The following is a 19,005-nucleotide window of genomic DNA, read 5'->3' as shown; positions in this document are numbered from 1 at the left end:
GGGAGAGCCTTCCCGATTACCATGGGCGCAGTGCAGTTTCTCCCCGGACATCACCCGCCGTACGACCTGACCTACAACGACGTCTTCCTGGTTCCGAACCGCACCGATATCGCCTCCCGGTTCGACGTCGACCTGGCGACGGCCGACGGCTCCGGCACCACCATTCCCTTGGTCGTCGCCAATATGACCGCGGTCGCCGGTCGGCGGATGGCCGAAACCGTGGCCCGGCGCGGCGGGATCGTGGTGCTGCCGCAGGACCTGCCCAACAGCGCCGTCGCCGAGACCATCGCCTTCGTCAAGAGCCGTTCGCTGATCGCCGATACCCCCGTCACGCTGACCGGTGATCATTCGGTCTCCGATGCCCTGGCCCTGATCCACAAACGGGCCCACGGCGCGGTCGTGGTGGTCGACAACGGGCGGCCGGTCGGGCTGGTCACCGAGGCCGCTTGTGCGGACGTCGATCGGTTCGCCCGGCTGCACGAGATCGCCAGCACCGACTTCGTCACCGTCTCGGCGACCTCGGAAGCCGCCGAGATCTTCGACCGCCTCGAAGCCGCGCACAGCGACGGGCCCGCCGTACTGGTCGCCCCGGACGGCACCCTCGCCGGGGTGCTCACTCGCACCGGCGCCGTGCGCGACGGGATCTATCGCCCGGCGGTCGACGACGGCGGGAAGTTGCGGATCGCGGCCGCGGTCGGGATCAACGGGGACGTACCGGCCAAGGCCAAGGCGCTGGTGGACGCGGGCGCCGACGTGCTGGTGGTGGACACCGCGCACGGCCATCAGGTGAAGATGCTGGAAACCCTGCGCGGCATCCGGGATCTCGGGCTGGGCGTCCCACTGGTCGCCGGTAACACCGTATCGGCCGAGGGCACCCGGCATCTGATCGAGGCCGGCGCCGATATCGTCAAGGTCGGAGTCGGACCGGGCGCGATGTGCACTACCCGGATGATGACCGGGGTGGGCCGGCCGCAGTTCTCCGCGGTGGCCGAATGCGCGGCGGCGGCCGCTGATCTGGGTGCCCACATCTGGGCGGACGGTGGTGTCCGCCATCCGCGCGATGTCGCTCTGGCGCTCGCCGCGGGGGCCTCGAACGTGATGATCGGCTCCTGGTTCGCCGGTACCTACGAATCTCCCGGTGACCTGCGGATAGATCGGAACGGCGATGCGTACAAGGAGAGCTTCGGTATGGCCTCCAAACGCGCCGTCGCGGCCCGTACCGCCACCGATCACGGCTACGAGCGGGCCCGCAAAGCCCTGTTCGAGGAGGGTATCTCCAGTTCTCGGATGCAACTGGATCCGGAACGTCCCGGGGTGGAGGATCTCATCGACCACATCTGTTCCGGTGTCCGCAGCGCCTGCACCTACGCCGGTGCGCGCACCCTCGCGGAATTCCACGATCGCGCGGTGATCGGCGTGCAGTCGGCGGCCGGGTTCGCCGAGGGCCGTCCGCTGCCGGGCGGGTGGTGACCCCGGCCACATCACCGGACGACGCCGCCACCGCGACCGTGCGCCCGCGCGTACGGTCGCGGTAGCATGAGAGTCGCCGGCGACCGCCGACCATATTCGTCAGGACGAAAGGATCCAGTTGTCACCCGCGTCCGAGGGCGCCACTCAGGAGGGCTCATCTATCGAGCCGGGTGACAGACCCGGCGTCCTCCGCTGCACGACCCTCCCCCCTCATCCGGCCCCGTTCACATCGCTGATTCCGATGTCCGCCGGGTGGTGGTGATATGGCCGTCGCACTCACCGTCCTCAGCCTCATCGGGTTCGTGGCGCTCACCGCGGGCACGGCATTGTTCGTCGCCGCGGAATTCTCGCTCACAGCACTGGAACGCAGTACCGTCGAAGCGCATGCCCGGGACGGCGATGTCCGGGCCCGCGCTGTCCGGCAGGCACACCGCACGCTGTCCTTCCAACTGTCCGGCGCCCAGCTCGGTATCACCATCACCACGCTGATCACCGGTTATATCGCCGAGCCTGTGCTGGCCCGGCTACTCGAACCGCTGTTCGGCCTGTTCGGGGTCCCGGATTCCGCGGTCACCGGTATCTCCCTGGTCCTCGCGTTGATCCTGGCGACCTCGCTGTCGATGATCTACGGCGAACTGGTCCCCAAGAACATCGCCATCGCCTCCCCGATGGCCACCGCCCGCGCGACCGCCGGGCCGATGGTGGCGTTCTCGGCGGTGTTCAAACCGATGATCCAGTTCCTCAACGGCACTGCCAACTGGGCGGTGCGCCGATTCGGTGTGGAACCCGCCGAGGAACTGCGTTCGGCGCGGTCGCCGCAGGAGCTCGGATCGCTGGTCCGCACCTCGGCTCAGCACGGCGCCCTCGATCAGCGCACCGCGCAGTTGCTGGACCGCTCCCTGCAGTTCGGCGAACGCAGCGCCGAAGAACTGATGACACCGCGGGTCAAGATCGAAGCCCTCGAGCGCACCGACACCATCGGTGATCTGCTCGCTGCCGCGGCCCGCACCGGTTTCTCGCGGTTCCCGGTGATCGACGGCGACCTGGACAACACACTCGGCATCGTGCACGTCAAACAGGCCTTCACTCATCCCGCGCCGACCCGCGCGGGTGTGGGACTGGCGCAGATCGCGCAGCCGGTGGCGGTGGTTCCGGCCAGCCTGGACGGCGATGAGGTCCTGGAACGGGTTCGCGCCGACGGGATGCAGGCCGCGCTGGTCGTCGACGAGTACGGCGGCACGGCGGGCCTGGTCACCATGGAGGACATCATCGAGGAGATCCTCGGCGATGTCCGCGACGAGCACGACGAAGAGGAACGTGAGGTACGCCGGGTCTCCGACGGCTGGGACTGTTCCGGCCTGCTGCGGATCGACGAGGTGACCCGGGCGACCGGGTACATCGCCCCCGAGGGCGAATACGAAACCCTCGGCGGTCTGGTTCTCACCTGTCTGGGCCGGATCCCGGTGACCGGCGATACCGTGGTCCTGCCGCAGCGCCGCGGCCACGACCGGCGACACGGCGACGGCCAAGGCGGCTGGCTGGCCCGGGTGGAACGGATGGACGGGCGCCGGATCGACCGCGTCCGGCTGGTTCCGGCCGACGCCGAGGCCATCGCCGTGAGCGAACAGCAGACCGCCGGGCGGGAGGTCCACCATGGGTGACCTCTTCGGGGTGGCGTTGACCGTGGTCCTGCTGGCGGGTAACGCATTCTTCGTGGCGGCCGAATTCGCATTGATCTCCGCGCGCCGCGACCGGCTCGAGGCCCTGGCGGCCCAGGGTAAACGCAACGCCGACACCGTGATCCGGGCCGGGCAGAATCTGTCCATGATGCTGGCCGCCGCCCAGCTGGGCATCACCATCTGCTCGATCCTGCTCGGCCGGGTCGGCGAACCGGCGGTGGCTCATCTGCTGGAGCATCCGTTCGAGCTCGCCGGACTACCCGAGACACTGTTGCATCCGGTGTCGTTCGTGCTGGCGCTGACGATCGTGGTGATCCTGCACATCCTGCTGGGTGAGATGATCCCGAAGAACATCGCGTTGGCCGGACCCGAACGCAGTGCGCTGCTGCTGGTGCCGTTGCATCTGGCCTGGCTGCGGATCGCCCGGCCGCTCATCGCGATCTACAATTTCGCCGCCAATCTGAGTCTGCGGATGCTGCGCATCGAACCCAAGGACGAACTCGAGGCCGCGGTCTCGAGTGACGAACTGGCCGAGATGATCGGCGAATCCCGTTCCGAGGGCCTGCTCGACGAAGAGGAACACCGACGGCTCACTCAGGCGCTCGGTACCGGAGAGCGGTTCGTAGCCGAGGTCATGGTTCCGCTCGCGCAGGTACGGACGATTCCGCTGCGCGCGCACGGAACCACCCTCGGCGATATCGAGAACGCGGTCGCCGAAACCGGGTTCTCCCGGTATCCGGTCCGCGCCTTCGACGGCTCCCTCGTCGGTTATCTGCACGTGAAGGATGTGCTGGACAAGGTCTCCGACGAAACCGCCGGTCCGAACACCGAGATCCCGCGGACCGATATCCGGCCGCTGCCCACCGTGCTGATGGGCACCACGCTCTACGAGGCGCTGGCCCGGCTGCGCCGCACCAGCAGCCATCTCGGCCGGGTGGTGGACGCGCGCGGTAACACTGTCGGCATCGTCGCGCTCGAGGATCTCGTCGAGGAGTTCGTCGGTACCGTCCGCGATACCACACACCGGGTCGCCGAATGACAGCTGCGGCTGTCCGTTCGGTGCTCAGCGAAGCGGAGTGGCGGTCGCGGGCGGCCACCCATCGCGACCGCCTCGACGCCCTGGTCGGCCCGTACCTGCGGGCACGGGCCGCCGGGGCGAAACATCCCGTACTCGATTTCCTGTTCACGTATTACGGCCACAAGCCCGCACAGCTGCGTCGCTGGCATCCAGGTTTCGGGGTGGCGCTGGCCGGCGCCGCCGAGTACACCGGTTCGCGCGGATATCACCGGATCGAGGCGCCGGACGGGGTTTCCGAACCGGTGTCGACCGCCGATCCGGAGTTTCTGCGCGTCCGCGCCGATACCGTGTCCTTTATCGCGGGCCTGCTGCGCGCGACCGCCTCCCGCCCCGCCCAGTTGTCCTGTTTCGGCCTGCACGAATGGGCGATGGTGTACCGGACCGGGGAGATCCGGCACGACGCGGTACCGCTGCGCCTCGGGGACGCGGGCACGGATGCGGTGGTCGAGTCGATGCCGGTGCGCTGCACCCATTTCGACGCGTTCCGGTTCTTCACCCCGCCCGCGGTCCCCCGCAACAACAGGCAGCTGACCCGCGCCGGTCAGATCGACAGCGAACAGCCGGGCTGCCTGCACGCGAATATGGATCTGTACAAATGGGGTTTCAAACTGACGCCGCTGCTCTCCTCGGATCTGCTGCTGGACTGCTTCGCACTGGCCCGCGACGCCCGCGAACTCGATATGCGGGCGAGTCCTTACGATCTCCGTGAACACGGCTACGACCCCATCCGCATCGAAACACCCGCGGGGAGGGCCGAGTACGTTCGCGAACAGGCCGCGATCGCGAACCGCGGTGAGCCGCTGCGGAAGCGATTGCTCGCGAGCCTGATCTCACTGCTCGATCAGGTGCCGGAGTAGCGAGTTCGCACAACCACTCGATGAGTGTTTCGTCGTGGCGCACCCCCCGTGACGATCATGCCGGTCGGCGGCTATCGCGGCGATGACATGGAACAGGAACCGCCCGGCGGGGTGGTGGTGTCGACGCCCTGCTCGAGCACGATCAGGTCGATGCATTGCCGCTGAGCGGTGCGATGGGGCTCGGATTCATGTCTCATCCCTCGTGGCGCAGTAACCGCTGCTGCCTGGGTTCGGCTCGTTCATGCCTGCTCGGCAACCTTTCAGGGGCAGGCGATCCACCTGAGTTGCTTGTTCCCTACGAACTTCCCGGCGAATTTAGACTCATATTGCAAATTTAGACTATCCGTCTATAGTGATGGCTGGTTGGAGGTCCCTGGCCTCCTCCGGCTCACACAGAGTCCGGTCCATAGTCCGAAGGTCCGGGCCGAGTGTGGGTTCGCTTTCGCTCGCACCAGCGTGGGTGCGCGCGCTGCCGGAAGGAAGTTGGCTCAATGAAGAACAAGATGGGCCTGTTCATCGTCACCGCCCTGGTGCTCGGGGTCACCGTGGGTCTGGTGTTGCACTACCAGCTCCCCGGTAGCCGTGCGGACGTCGTTCATTACCTGGACACGGTCACCCACGTGTTCTTGAACTTGATCAAGATGGTGATCGCGCCGCTGATCTTCGCGACAATCGTCAGTGGCATCACCGGCATGGCCGGGACCAAGGGGCTGGGCTCGCTGTTCGCGCGCTCGATGACGTGGTTCCTCGCCGCGTCGCTGCTGGTCGGCGCCTACGGGCTCCTGATGGCCCACCTGATGCAGGTCGGCACCGGCCTGAACCTGAGCGCGACCGCCGGCGGGTCCGGAATCGACACCAAGCCGCTTTCCCCGTCGAAGTTCATCGAGGACCTGGTTCCGCAGAGCTTCATCCAGGCGCTGGCCACGAACAAGCCCATCCAGATCTTGGTGTTCGCGATGTTCTTCGGACTCGCGTTGCTCGCCGTGAAGTCCGCGCACGGAACCTCCCGCCTCTCCGATGCCATCGACGAGCTGACCACCGTGATGCTCAAGCTCACCGGATACGTGATGCTGCTGGCCCCGATCGGCGTGTTCTCCGCTGTCGCCGCCGCGTTCACCACGCAGGGCCTGGACGCGTTCGCCACCTACGGCTCGCTGATCGCCAACTTCTACGCCGCCTTGGCCGGCCTGTGGGTCGCGCTGATCGCGGTCGGGGCCTTGTTCCTCGGCCGAGGCGTCTTCCGGCTGATCCGAGCCGCCCGCGAGCCGATGTTCATCGCCTTTGCCACGTCGAGCACCGAAGCCGCGTTCCCGAAGATGATCAGCTCCCTGACCTCCTTCGGTGTCGACCGGCGTACGACCGGCTTGGTCCTGCCACTGGGATACGCGTTCAACATCGACGGCTCGATGATGTACATGACCTTCACTTCCGTGTTCCTGGTCAACGCCTACAACATCGACATGCACATCGGCCAGCAGATCCTGATGTGCCTGGTCCTGCTCATCAGCAGCAAAGGTATGGCCGGGGTGCCCCGCGGCGCACTGGTCATCATCGCCGCGATCGTTCCCGGTTTCGGCATCCCCGCTGCCGGTGTGGCCCTGCTGCTGGTGATCGACCAGTTGCTCGATATGGGGCGCACCGCCACCAACATCCTCGGCAACGCCATCGCGGTAGCCGTTCTCGGGCGCCGACCGGCGGCCGATAGCCCCTCGGCCAGCGTCACCAGCCATCCTCGAACGGAGGCCGACACGCGGGAACTCGTTTACTGACAGCCACTACGACACTCATTCCCCAGCACCGTTCAGAAGGGCAGAGACTGCAACCATGAGTAACGCGTCCACCACGACCGACCCATTCCTGTACGACCGGTCGGGTCGCCACTACGACCTCACCGATCCGCGCTGGCGCGGTGATGACGGCACCGCGCTGGCATTCAGCGCCCTTCCCGGCATCACTCCCGATCAGATCGTGACCTCGGAACGGTCGCTGTGGCGCTATCAGGCGGCGATCCCGGTCGATGCGCGGCACCGCGTCAGCCTCGGCGAGGGCTGCACCCCGATGGTGCCGCTGGGCTGGGACGGTCGGCGGGTGCACTTCAAACTCGAGTGGTTCAACCCGACCTCGAGCTTCAAGGACCGTGGGGTGGCGGTGATGGTCTCACACCTGGTCGGCCAGGGCACCGAGCACGTGCTCGAAGACAGCTCCGGCAACGGCGGCTCCTCCGTCGCCGCCTACAGTGCGGCCGCCGGGATCCGAGCCAAGATCATCGTGCCCGAGTCCACCTCAGCCGCGAAGATCCTCCAGGCTCGCGCGTACGGCGCACAGATCGAGCTGGTCGGGGGCACCCGCGATCAGGTCTCGAACGAAGCGATCCGCCAGTCCGAGCAGATAGCGTATGCGAGTCACAACTGGCACCCGTTCTTCTTGCAGGGCACCAAGACCGTGGCCTACGAGATGTGGGAGGACCTCGGGTTCAGCGCCCCTGACAACGTGGTCCTCGTCGCCGGCGCCGGAAGCAACATCCTGGGCTGTGACATCGCATTCAGCGAGCTGCTCGCCGCGGGCCAGATCGAGCACCGGCCGCGGCTGCTCGTCGGGCAGCCCGAGCACTGGGCCACCATCGCGGACACGGTCAACGGTCTCGACCCGGCCGCCCGCGGCGAGCGAGTGCCCACTATCGCCGAGGGCGCCTCGATCGCCCATCCGACCCGCCTGCCCGAGGCCGTCGAGGCGATCCGCCGGTCCGGCGGCGCAGCTGTCGCCGTCCCCGAAGAGGCGATCCGGGCAGCGGTGCGCAAGCTCGCATCCCGCGGCCTGTACGCCGAGCCCACCAGCTGCGTCGCCACCGCGGCGCTGGACCACTTCATCGCCGACGGCACCATCGGCGCCGGCGAGACCACTGTGGTAGTTCTCACCGGCGCCGGGGTCAAGTCCTCCGAGAAAATGATCAGCGTCTTCGAACAGGACATCAACAGCAACCAGGGATGAGGAGGGGTGCCCGGCATGAGCACCGAGGACGACAGCAGGGCCAGCAGCACGAACAGCGGTACCGACCCCGCCACAGATGACGAGCATCTTCTCGTCGAGGCGGAGAAGATCGCGAGCGCGATCGGGCGGATGTTCCCCGGGTTGTGCGAGGTGGTGCTACATGATCTGCGCAAGCCTCAGCACGCCATCCGCGCCATCGAGAACAACCTGTCCGGCCGGCAGGTCGGCGACTCGGCCACCGAGCTCGGGCTACGTCGGATCGCTGACCCGAACTACCCGAGCGTGATCCAGAACTACCCCAACCAGTTCCCCGACGGGCGGCCGGTCAAGAGCACCTCGATCGGGATCAAGAACAAGGAAGGACGCTACGTCGCGGCGCTGTGCCTCAATCTCGACGTCTCATCGTTGTCGCCGTTGACTCTCACCCTCGCGAACCTCGTCGCGACCGAGGTGGAGCACCGCGGCGAGGTCTTGGAGACGCTGCGCGACCGGACCGCCCGCGAGCTGCGCGAGGCCATCGAGGCATTCGCCGCGGACCGGTCCAACACTCCGCGAGGCCTGCCCCGGGACACCAAGCGCGAACTCGTCAAACAGCTGCGCCGGGACGGCTTCTTCGACTCCCCCAGCTCAGCGCAAGCCATCGCCGACCTGCTCGGCGTCTCCCGCGCCACCGTTTACAACTACTCCAAGTAACACCAGAATCCATTCACCACGTAACGCGAAGGGTCTCAGGAAAATGACTACGCCCACTGCCGATATCCAGCTGCGCAACAGTCCCGATCTGCGGCCACCATTCGGGCATTACTCTCACGTCGCAGTTCACGGTGGGCTCGCATACATCTCCGGTCAGCTGCCCGTCGACCAGGCCGGGAACAGCTCGGCCGGGCAGCCCTTCCACATCCAGGCCCGGCAAGTGCTGGACAACCTCGACAAGTGCCTGGCCACCGCCGGCACCGACCGGACCCGGCTGGTGTCGCTCTTCGCCTATGTCACCGACGTCGCGGCATGGCCCGCCTTCGACACGATCTATGCCGAGTGGATCGGTGCGCACCGTCCCGCCCGCGCAGTCGTGGGCGTCAACGAACTGCATTACGGCTCGGCCGTCGAGATCCACGCCATCGCCGCCATCGACTGAAGGGGTGCCGGTCTGCACATCCGTTCGAGTTCTCCGAGGCGTTCGCCGCTGGAAACCGTGCCGGAAGCGCCGAGTCGGCAGACGCTATCGGTGCGGCGGCGGCGCACCGAACGTTTCGGTCAGGCACGAGAGCGGGGTGTGCGCCACATGAGCCACAGATCGGGGCCGCCGCCCGGGACGGTGACCTTCGTGGTGACCTCGAAGCCGAACCGTTCGTAATAGGCGATGTTCGCCTGTTTGCTGGACTCGAGGTAGCTGGGTATTCCGTCGCGGTCGCACTGTTCGAGCCGCGACTGCAGCAGAGCCTGCCCGAGGCCGTGGCCGCGCCGGTCCGGATCGGTGCCGATTGTCGCGAGATACCAGTGCGGTTCGTCCGGATGGACGGCGGTCATGAGTTCCACCAGCTCTTTACCCGCGCGTAGCCGTCCGCCGAACGCGCGGGCGAGCTGCGGGAGCATACGCAGCTCGCGCCACACGGACGGTTTCCATCGCCCGGGGGCGTCCCACAGGGCGACCCCGCCGATAGCACCCGACGAGTCGAGCGCGATATCCACCCCGCCGTTTGCGAGATGCTGATGGCGGGTCTGGGTCGCGAACAGACGGGGTAGCCCCGAGGCTCGCCGACCCGGATCGGGCCACAGCCACTCCATCACCGGATCGTCCTGGAAAGCGGCGGCCAGGGTGCGTGCCAGGGAGCCGATCTCGGCGCGGCGGGCCGGACGTACGTCGGGAGGGGTCGACATGATTGCGATCCTAGCCCGGGCCGGACTGCTCCGGCGGGGCCGGTAAAGCGCCACGGTGAGGCCCCGTGAGCCCAGCGCCGACTGGACGAGTACGGCATCGGCCGGCATCGTTTCCGCTCGCGCCCCTGCGTCGTGAGCCCGGTCCGCGATGTACTGGCGCGCATGATGAATCCCCTGTTCCGGCTTGGTATCGGTGCGCGCCCGGCGTAGGGTCCGATTGGAGCGACAGTGACCAACCGACGATCGGACCACCGGCTCTCGGCCTTCCCGGCGTCGAACCGATGTCCCCAGCGGCAACTGGGGGTGACCTGCGCCGGGCGCTTCCCCAGTAGACGTGTGCCGCAACACGTTCGGAAGCGATACCGTGGCGATTCCACGGGGAAATTCACGCTCTTTCACCACGGTGCTTTCCATATCCCACTCATCCGGTTAGGAAAGGTAACGATCGTGACCACTGGATCCACGCTGCCGAGACGGGCATTGGGCCGTCAGCTGCGAAAGCTTCGGGAGCGCAACAGCATCACGCAATCGGCGGCGTCGCGCATCGCCGAGACCAGCCCGCAGTCCTACGGGCGTCTGGAGGACGGCAGGCAGACCAAAGTCACCGACCTCGCGCTCAACGCCCTCGCGAACGCCTACGGGGCCACCGATTCCGAGCGCCGGTTGCTCCTCGGGCTGGCCCAGGAGATCCGGTCCGCCGCGGCATCGGGATCGGGGTGGTGGCGAACCTATGCCGATGCAATCGCCGAGGGCTTCGACCACTATCTGGCCCTCGAGGAGGCCGCCAACTGGGTGACTTCCTGGCAAACCGCCGTCGTGCCGGGCTTGCTTCAGACCCGCGAATATCGACGTGCACTGACCTGGGCCGCCTTTCCGGACCGATCGCCGGACGAGGTGGAGAGGATCCTCGATGTGGTCCAGCGGCGCCAAGATCTACTGCATCGAGAGGGGTTTCGGTTCGAGGCACTGCTGTCGGAGGCGGTGGTTCGGTATCGCGTCGGCGGTCCCTCCGTGATGTCCGATCAAGCCCGAGCCCTGATCGCACAATCAGAGGACGATGGCGTGGAGATCCGCATCGTGCCATCGTCGGAGCAATACCCAGTAGGGCTGGTCGCTGGATCGTTCGTCCTGTTCAGCTTCCCTCTCCTGCCGACCTCCAAGCTTCAAGAGCCACCAGTCGTATACAAAGAGGGCCTGGCCGGAGACCTGTACATGGAACGCGATATCGAAGTCGAGCGGTTTTCCGACGAGGCCAGGCGAATCCGCCATGTAGCGTTGTCCCCAACGGCATCCAGAGATTTGATGCTGCGCGTATCGAAGGAGCACAGATGATGGATCTCATCGGCGCGAAGTGGTTCAAGAGCAGTCGAAGCGGCGGCAATCGGGACTGTGTCGAGGCTGCACATCTGGACCGGGGACGTGTCGGCGTTCGGGACAGCAAGAATCCCGGCGGCCCCGCACTGGTCTTCGCTCCCGACGAGTGGGACGCGTTCCTCGGAGCCACCAGGACCGGCGTGTTCGACTGATCGGTTCGTGAGAAAAGCCCCCGCCGGGGGCTTTTCTCGTTTTCGAGGCGAAGTACTCACCCGGCCCCGGGCACGACGGATCTCCACGTCATGGTGCTGCACGTCGACGAGTCGGTGTATTCGCCGCCTGCGGATCAGCAGTCGGTCGTGGGCTCCTGAACACGCGGACGAGGGACCGAGTGCGCGCTCGTCACATGCGGACGACCAGGCGATACCAGGAACCGTCGTATTGCCGATAGGTCGTCCCGCTCGACTGGTGCTCCGGTGGCGGGCCGTCGGGCAGGTAGGCGAATCCGACCCGATCGATCAAACCGCCATCGGTGTAGAACCGGCATTCCCGGCCGTCGCTCTCTATCAGCTCGACGGTATAGAGGCCGATCCGGTCGGGTCCGGAGCGCTCGGCGCATTCGACCGCCGCCGCTTCCAGCGAACCCTTCGACAGCTGCCAACCCGACCGTTCGGCGGCACCCGAGTACACCACGGCCACCGTTACCGCCACCAGGAGCGGAGCTACGGCGCTCAGCAGGTGGGCCCGGTAACGGACCAGGCCGAACAACGCGCAGATCGCCCACAATACGGCCGACACCAGCAACACACTGGTCAGGATCAGCGGGTATCCGGCCCAACCGTCGGAGGCCACGAACCAGACCAATGCCGCACAACAGAATTCGACCAGCGCGGCCACCGCCACTGTGGTGATGAGCCACCACTTCGTTGCCGGTCGCCGCAGCGCACCGGACTCACCCCCGTAGGCCATGGAGATACTCTAGGCCCGGCCCGCCGTCCCACGAGCACCCGGGACGGACACGACGGAGCCCGGACGCGTTCGGCGTCCGGGCTCCGTGCCGACAGTCGACTACCGGTTCACAGCGGGGGGAAACCCGCCGATCCGGTGGTCGCCCACTGGAAGAAATCCCCAACACGCATCACGATCAGCGCGGCGATATCGAGCACGGTACTACCCATTCGAACCAGTCCTCAGGTCATGTTGCAGATACGGCCGCCCAGATTAGGCGGCCCAGCCGGCGACGACAACCGGGCTTGCGCCCCATGTCACCACTACGACATCCGCGCAGACTAGCGATCCACCGGCATCCGCGGCCACTCGCGCCCACTGATCGCGAGGGTGGCGGGATCGGTGGTGAGGGTCGCGCCCTCGTCCGTTTCGTAATCGTGCTTCGCTGCCGCTGTGGAGCGGACCTCCAGCTCGGCCACCCCGACCAGCACGACCAGGCCCACGACCACCAGGGCGACGGTGGTGAGCAACGGAGTGAGCAATTCCACCGGCGCGACCCCTTCCGGCACGCTGGTGTGGTCGCCGTGGTGGGCGCTCATGGCGGCCATTCCGGTGTAGTGCATTCCGCATACCGCGACACCCATGATCAAGCTGGCGCCGATCGTGTTACCCCAGCCCTTCACGTGCAGCATGAACCACAGCGCGGCAGTCGCGGCGACCACCGCGATCAGGATGGACAGCAGAACCAGCCCGGTGCTGTACTCCATAGCCGCGCCGGTGTTCATCGCGGCCATGCCCAGATAGTGCATACCCACGACGCCGATACCCGTGATCGATCCGCCCAGCGGAAGAGCGACGGCCTCACGGTGACCGCGCACCACGATCGCGAGCCCGATCAGGACGACGACGACGGCGATACCCGCGCTGAGCAGTGTCATCGGCATGTCGTAGCGGATGGTCATACCGTCGATGGAGAAGCCCAGCATCGCGGTGAAGTGCATAACCCAGATCCCCGCGCCGCCGAGGGCGATGGCTGCCGCGACGAGCCAGCCACCGGCTTGCTCGGACGCCCGCGCACGGACCGCGCACCGTAGACCGAGCACCGACCCGATGAACGACATGAAATAGGCGAGGACAGGTGTGACCCACCCATTGTTGAAGTGCTCGAGCTGCACGTGTAACTCCGCTGTACTAGTCGATTTCCGAACTATGTCCGCATAGACAGTAGTTCGGCACATCCCGGGGGGGCTTGCAGAGTAAAAATTTCACCTCAGGTGCGTACAAATCCGCCACTTGATGTCACAACTGAGCTAAGGACGGAAATGTCCGGATCAGCCCTGCAGGTACGCCGGAGTGGCCGGGGGCACCACGCTGTACACGAAGTTCCGCCGCAACTCATGGTACGGCTCACACTCCTCGAAGAAGTTCCGGCGCATCTGCGCCAATTCCTCGGCGCGGTACTCTGCCAGCGGTTTGGCGGCCTCATCGGCCTCGCGCAACTGCTTCTTCGCGGTCAGCCGGTTTTCCAATTCGGGCGAATCGGCCAGTGACTCCGCTTCCCGGCGTACCCATTCGGCGAACTCGGCGCTGTCTCCCGGTGCCACCCTGTCCACGAGACCGAGATCCGCGGCCGCCTTCGCGCCCACCGGCAGGGTCTTCCGCGTCAGCCGGGCGGCCTCGACCGCACCGACCCGCCGCGGCAGCGAATAGGTCCAGTACTCCGAGCCGTACAGGCCCATCAGGCGGTAGTGCGGGTTGAGCACCGCCGATTCCCGGCACCACACCTCGTCCGCGGCCAGTGCCAGCATCACTCCGCCCGCGGCCGCATTACCGGGCAGGGTCGAGATCACCAGTTTGTCCGTCGTGGTCAGAATCGCCTCGACGAGATCGTTCATGGCGTTGATATTGCGCCACGACTCCTGAGCCGGATCCTCGGCGGCCTCGATGACATGCAGATGGATACCGTTGGAGAAGAAATCGCGAGTCGGGCCGAACACCAGGGCACGGATCGGCCGGGCACAGGCCTCCCGATAGGCCGCGAGCAACCGCCGGCACTGCGCGGTACTCATCGCGCCCCCCGTATAGGCGAATTCGAGGTGCCCCACCGAACCGGTCTCGCGGTACCGCACCTCCGACCAGGTGTCGCGGACCGCCGCCTCGGCCGGGGATACCGAAACCTCGGGTGTACCGGCGGGCAGATCGGCCCCCAGCGCGTCGACCGCGGTCCGTTTGAATTCCGCGGGTCCTCCTGGGATCCGGCGGCGGCGCAACTGCGGCAACCACACCGCGCCGTCGACGGTGGCCCGGCAGATCGCCCCGTCCCGGGTCGCGATCACCGTGCCCGCGGTGCCGCGCAACCGGTCCTCGTTGTGACCGCCGTGCACGAAATACTCACGGCCGTAGAGTTCGTCGAGCACACCCGGCTGCGAATCGGCGGCGCGCAGTTTGCGCAGCACATCGGCAGTGCGCTCGGTCGCCCAGTCGATCCGGCGGTACTGCTGCGCATGGTAGGGCCGCAACCGGCCACGCACGTCCGGGCGGTCGTAGTCCAGCGGTTCGGGCACGAAATCCCCTGCACCGAAACGTTCGACGGCCAGCAATACCGCCGCCACCGCGGCTTCCGACATCTCGTTGCGGTAGAGCTCGCTCTTCCCGCATGCGGGAACAGGGAAGGCCACCGACGCCCAGATCGGACCGGCGTCCATCTCCGCGACCGCCTGCAGGACGGTGACGCCCCATTCCGTGACCCCTTCGCTGATCGCCCAGTCCAGCGAAGAGGGTCCCCGATCGCCTTTGGGGCCGGGATGCACGATCAGCACGGTGTGCTCGGTCCAGATGTCCTCCGGGACAGCGGTGGTGAGCATCGGCGCCACGATGAGATCGGGACGGAAAGCGGTCACCCGGGCCCGCAGCGGGGCATCACCGAGCGCCAATTCGACCGCGACCTCGTGCCCGCGATAGCGCAGTTCGGTGTGCACACGCTGCGTGAGGCTGTTGAAAGCGCTCGCGACCAGCAGGACTCGCAAAATTTTCCTCCATCGAACAGGGACTGATCCGGTCGTACCCCAGGTACGGTCTCGACTCGACCAAGCTAGTCCTGCCCTGATCCGCGCGCAGCCCGAGCCCTCTCGTCGACGGCCAACTGCGCGAACGCATCCGCGCGAACGGCGTATACCGCGGTCACCATCTCACGACGTGATATGGAGCTCGAAACCGGTGGTCCCCGGCTCCTCACGACCTGATTCGAGCCGCAGTCCGCGATCATAGTCACCGCCGGCCTGACGCCGATACCGAATCGGCTCGGTGTGCTCGAGCTCTCCCAAGCGCTTTCGCAGATCATCGGCTATGAGACCGAAACGCTCGTCGTCCACTCGGATGGCCCCGTGTACGACGAACGGCGGCAGAACATCCATTCCCGGGTAGTACAGGATGCCGTGGTGGATGGGAAACAGCAGATCCGCTATCGGGCCGTTGATTCCGCGATCGGAATACGCGGGTTCCCGGCCGCCGACCGCGACGACCAGCATCGCCCGCCGCCCGGCCAGCACGCCGTCACCGTAGCGGGGGATGGCGGTGCCACCCGCACCGTAGGCGAACCCACAGGTGAACACCCGGTCCACCCAGCCCTTGAGGATCGCGGGCATGGCGAACCACCACAGCGGGAAATGCAGCAGTACGGTATCGGCCCACAACAGTTTCTCCTGCTCGGCGCGAATATCCGCGCTCAGCGAACCGTTCTCGTAGGCCTCCCCGGAGGCCAGCATGAAGTTCGTCTCGGCGACCGCACCGAAATCGCCGGCATCGGCGTGGGCCTTCCAGCCCATGGCGTACAGGTCGCTGATCCGGACCTCGTGCCCGTCGGACCGCAACTGGTCGACGGCCACATCTTTCAGGCTCGTGGTGAGCGAATCGGGCTCCGGGTGCGCGTGGATGATCAAAACCTTCATACTCCGGCAACGCCGCTCCCCACCGCCGGCATTCCTGCCACCTCCGGCTCCGGGCCGGAGGGACCGTACGAACACGCAGTCCCCGGCCGCTCGGGGGGCGGTCGGGGACTGCGTGGTCCGGCGGCTACGAGACGATCACGCCTCGTTCTTACCCGCCAGGGCCTTGGCTTCGCGGCGACGACGGTGCAGGATCGGCTCGGTGTATCCATTGGGCTGCGCGGTGCCCTCGAGGATCAGCTCCTTCGCGGCCTGGAACGCCACACTGCCCGCGAAATCGGGTGCCATCGGCCGGTAGGCGGCGTCACCGGCGTTCTGCCGGTCCACCACGGGCGCCATCCGCTCCAGGCTCGCGACCACCTCGTCGGTGGTGACCACGCCGTGCCGCAGCCAGTTGGCCATCAGCTGGCTCGAGATCCGCAGGGTCGCCCGATCCTCCATCAGCGCGATATCGGAGATATCGGGAACCTTGGAGCAGCCGACACCCTGGTCGATCCAGCGCACCACATAGCCGAGGATGGACTGTGAGTTGTTGTCCAGCTCCTGCTGTTTGTCGGCCTCCGACCAGTCGGTGTCCGCGGCCAGCGGGATCCGCAGGATATCGTCGACGCTCGCGCGGGGGCCGCCCTTGGCGATCTCGGCCTGCCGCTTGAACACGTCCACCAGGTGATAGTGCGTGGCATGCAGCGTGGCCGCCGTCGGCGACGGTACCCAGGCGGTGGTGGCGCCGGCCTTGGGATGACCGATCTTCTGCTCGAGCATTCCGGCCATCAGATCGGGCATCGCCCACATCCCCTTACCGATCTGCGCCTTGTGCGGCAGACCGGTCGCGATACCGGTATCGACGTTCCAGTCCTCGTAGGCCAGAATCCAGCGCTGGGTCTTCATCTCGGCCTTGCGGATCATCGGACCCGCTTCCATCGAGGTGTGGATCTCGTCGCCGGTGCGGTCCAGGAAACCGGTGTTGATGAACACCACACGGTCGGCGGCAGCATTGATGCACGCCTTCAGGTTCACCGTGGTGCGGCGCTCCTCGTCCATGATGCCGACCTTGAGGGTGTTGCGCGGCAGGCCCAGCACATCCTCGACGGCAGCGAACAGATCGTTGGTGAAGGCCACCTCGTCCGGTCCGTGCATCTTCGGCTTCACGATGTACACCGAACCGGTGCGGCTGTTGGTCAGCGCCACATCCGCGCGCAGCGAATGTTTGGCGACGAGCGAGGTGATGATGCCGTCCAGGATGCCCTCGGGCACCTCGTTGCCCTCGGCGTCGAGGATGGCGTCGCTGGTCATCAGATGGCCGACATTGCGCACGAACAGCAGTGACCTACCGTGCACCGACAGTTCGGAGCCGTCCAACGCGGTGTAGACCCGGTCCGGGTTCATCGTGCGGGTGAAGGTCTTGCCGCCCTTGCTGACCTCTTCGGCCAGATCGCCCTTCATCAGGCCCAGCCAGTTGCGATAGCAGAGGGTTTTGTCCTCGGCGTCCACCGCGGCCACGGAATCCTCGAAGTCCATGATCGTGGTGACCGCGGATTCGATGACCACATCCTTGACACCGGCGGTATCGGTGCTGCCGATCGGCGAGTCCGGGTCGATCTGGATCTCGATGTGCAGACCGTTGTTCTTCAGCAGGATCGACTTCGGCGCGGCCGGGTCGCCCAGGTAGCCGACCAACTGCCCGGCATCGGCCAGGCCGATGGTGGTGCCGTCCTCCAGACCGACCTCGAGCTCACCGTCGACAATGGCGTAGGACGTCGAGCCGATATGCGAACCGGTGATCAGGGTGACCGAATCATCGAGGAAGTTGCGGGCCCATTCGATGACCTTGTCACCGCGCACCCGGTTGTAGCCGCTCCCCTTCTCGGCACCGCCGGTCTCCGGGATGGCGTCGGTACCGTAGAGCGCGTCGTAGAGCGATCCCCAGCGGGCGTTGGCGGCGTTGATGGCGAACCGCGCGTTGCTCACCGGCACCACCAGCTGCGGACCGGCGGTGCTGCTGATCTCGTCGTCGACACCGGTGGTGGCGATACCGAAGTCGGCGGGCTCGGCCTGCAGGTAGCCGATCTCGACCAGGAACTGCTTATAGGCCGATTGGTCGTAGCCGGCACCCGGGTGTTCGCTGTGCCAGGCGTCGAGCTTGCCCTGGATCTCGTCGCGTTCGGCCAGCAGGGCGCGATTGCGCGGAGCGAACTCGGTGATGATCCGCTCGGCGCCGGCCCAGAACGCGGCGGAATCGACGCCGGTGCCGGGGAGCGCCTCGTTCTCTACGAAGTCGTGGAGAACGGTGGCAACCTCGAGCCCGCCGACCTTTTTCCGCTCTGTCATCTACGTGCCTCACTTCCGCGAAATACCGGGTGGAAAGTCGATGTTTATGTTACCGACCGGTAGCGGCGCTCCGATCGCCGGGTGATCACGTGGGCGGGGCGGACGGCCCGGTCCGGACTCTACTCCGGCACAGCAGCCGCGATCGGGCTCCGCGGTGGCGCCGCACGGCCGTTTCACCCGCACCGGGCCGTGCGCCGGGCACGTTCCCCCTGCGGCAGAGCCAGGATCCGGCGGCGAAAAAATGAGCCGACAATCGCTACTGCCCTGTGCCACCATGTATTCCATCCGGCCCGCCACCCTGGCAGGTCTACGACGACAGAGAAGGGAGGAGTGGTCTTGTATCCAGTCGCATCCGCCGGTAACACCCGGCCGAACGCCGATTCCGCACTACGCGTCAGCGCACCGGACCGGTCGATGAACCGCTGCGGCGAGCCGTCGCGGCAACCGAAAACCGTCGCCGGCGACCTCGTGATCGACCGGCTCCTCCCCCAGCGGCACTGACCGCCCGCGTTCTCCCGTCC

At 66.6% G+C, this 19,005-nt stretch carries 17 protein-coding genes; 11 read left to right on the top strand and 6 right to left on the bottom strand.

What is annotated here, in order from left to right; genetic code table 11:
* Positions 1-30 precede the first annotated feature (30 nt).
* The 8 genes from OG405_RS10465 (at position 31) to OG405_RS10430 (ending at position 9,207) form a co-directional block, all read left to right on the top strand.
* A complete protein-coding gene (locus OG405_RS10465; protein WP_327151423.1) occupies positions 31-1,470 on the top strand; it encodes a GuaB1 family IMP dehydrogenase-related protein in 1,440 nt (479 codons plus the stop codon).
* A 263-nt stretch (positions 1,471-1,733) separates the two neighbouring features.
* Positions 1,734-3,131, top strand: coding sequence for a hemolysin family protein (locus OG405_RS10460; protein WP_327151422.1), 1,398 nt, complete (start codon positions 1,734-1,736; stop codon positions 3,129-3,131).
* Positions 3,124-4,188, top strand: a complete 1,065-nt coding sequence (locus tag OG405_RS10455; protein ID WP_327151421.1) for a hemolysin family protein — start codon at positions 3,124-3,126, stop codon at positions 4,186-4,188. Before OG405_RS10460 ends, OG405_RS10455 begins: the two co-directional genes overlap by 8 nt.
* A complete protein-coding gene (locus OG405_RS10450; RefSeq protein ID WP_327151420.1) occupies positions 4,185-5,084 on the top strand; it encodes a 3-methyladenine DNA glycosylase in 900 nt (299 codons plus the stop codon). The genes OG405_RS10455 and OG405_RS10450 overlap by 4 nt, the downstream gene beginning before the upstream one ends.
* A gap of 491 nt (positions 5,085-5,575) precedes the next feature.
* Positions 5,576-6,853, top strand: a complete 1,278-nt coding sequence (locus OG405_RS10445; protein ID WP_327151419.1) for a dicarboxylate/amino acid:cation symporter — start codon at positions 5,576-5,578, stop codon at positions 6,851-6,853.
* 55 nt (positions 6,854-6,908) lie between these two features.
* Entirely contained in the window at positions 6,909-8,072 is a 1,164-nt protein-coding gene (locus OG405_RS10440) for a threonine synthase (RefSeq protein ID WP_327151418.1), read from the top strand.
* A 15-nt stretch (positions 8,073-8,087) separates the two neighbouring features.
* Positions 8,088-8,765: a helix-turn-helix transcriptional regulator gene (locus OG405_RS10435; RefSeq protein WP_327151417.1), complete on the top strand. Its 678-nt coding sequence runs from the start codon at positions 8,088-8,090 to the stop codon at positions 8,763-8,765.
* 43 nt (positions 8,766-8,808) lie between these two features.
* A complete protein-coding gene (locus OG405_RS10430; RefSeq protein WP_327151416.1) occupies positions 8,809-9,207 on the top strand; it encodes a RidA family protein in 399 nt (132 codons plus the stop codon).
* 119 nt (positions 9,208-9,326) lie between these two features.
* Here OG405_RS10430 and OG405_RS10425 read toward each other — a convergent pair whose 3' ends face one another.
* The gene (locus OG405_RS10425) at positions 9,327-9,950 is read right to left on the bottom strand and encodes a GNAT family N-acetyltransferase (protein ID WP_327151415.1); all 624 of its coding nucleotides are present in this window, start codon (positions 9,948-9,950) and stop codon (positions 9,327-9,329) included.
* 447 nt (positions 9,951-10,397) lie between these two features.
* Here OG405_RS10425 and OG405_RS10420 point away from each other — a divergent pair, with 447 nt between their 5' ends.
* Together OG405_RS10420 and OG405_RS10415 are read left to right on the top strand one after the other, a co-directional pair.
* Complete coding sequence (locus OG405_RS10420; RefSeq protein ID WP_327151414.1) at positions 10,398-11,282, top strand: helix-turn-helix domain-containing protein; 885 nt, start codon at positions 10,398-10,400, stop codon at positions 11,280-11,282.
* Entirely contained in the window at positions 11,279-11,476 is a 198-nt protein-coding gene (locus tag OG405_RS10415; RefSeq protein WP_327151413.1) for a DUF397 domain-containing protein, read from the top strand. Before OG405_RS10420 ends, OG405_RS10415 begins: the two co-directional genes overlap by 4 nt.
* Before the next feature lie 190 nt (positions 11,477-11,666).
* On the opposite strand, the gene OG405_RS10410 is transcribed toward OG405_RS10415, so the two are convergent.
* From OG405_RS10410 to OG405_RS10390, 5 genes are all read right to left on the bottom strand, one after another.
* Complete coding sequence (locus OG405_RS10410) at positions 11,667-12,233, bottom strand: hypothetical protein (protein ID WP_327151412.1); 567 nt, start codon at positions 12,231-12,233, stop codon at positions 11,667-11,669.
* Between the two features lie 320 nt (positions 12,234-12,553).
* Entirely contained in the window at positions 12,554-13,387 is an 834-nt protein-coding gene (locus tag OG405_RS10405; protein ID WP_327151411.1) for an MHYT domain-containing protein, read from the bottom strand.
* 156 nt (positions 13,388-13,543) lie between these two features.
* The gene (locus OG405_RS10400) at positions 13,544-15,238 is read right to left on the bottom strand and encodes a hydrogenase maturation protein (RefSeq protein WP_327151410.1); all 1,695 of its coding nucleotides are present in this window, start codon (positions 15,236-15,238) and stop codon (positions 13,544-13,546) included.
* 162 nt (positions 15,239-15,400) lie between these two features.
* Positions 15,401-16,159 (bottom strand): NAD(P)H-dependent oxidoreductase, encoded by a 759-nt coding sequence (locus tag OG405_RS10395; protein ID WP_327151409.1) that lies wholly within the window; start codon positions 16,157-16,159, stop codon positions 15,401-15,403.
* 135 nt (positions 16,160-16,294) lie between these two features.
* A complete protein-coding gene (locus tag OG405_RS10390) occupies positions 16,295-18,484 on the bottom strand; it encodes a malate synthase G (protein ID WP_327151408.1) in 2,190 nt (729 codons plus the stop codon).
* Positions 18,485-18,820: 336 nt separating this feature from the next.
* Between OG405_RS10390 and OG405_RS10385 the strand changes: the two genes are divergently transcribed.
* Positions 18,821-18,985, top strand: coding sequence for a hypothetical protein (locus OG405_RS10385; protein WP_327151407.1), 165 nt, complete (start codon positions 18,821-18,823; stop codon positions 18,983-18,985).
* Positions 18,986-19,005: the final 20 nt, after the last annotated feature.

The organism is Nocardia sp. NBC_01329 (genome assembly GCF_035956715.1).
Lineage (GTDB): Bacteria > Actinomycetota > Actinomycetes > Mycobacteriales > Mycobacteriaceae > Nocardia.
Note: the sequence above shows the minus strand (reverse complement) of the source record. Positions and strands in the feature narration are given on the sequence as shown.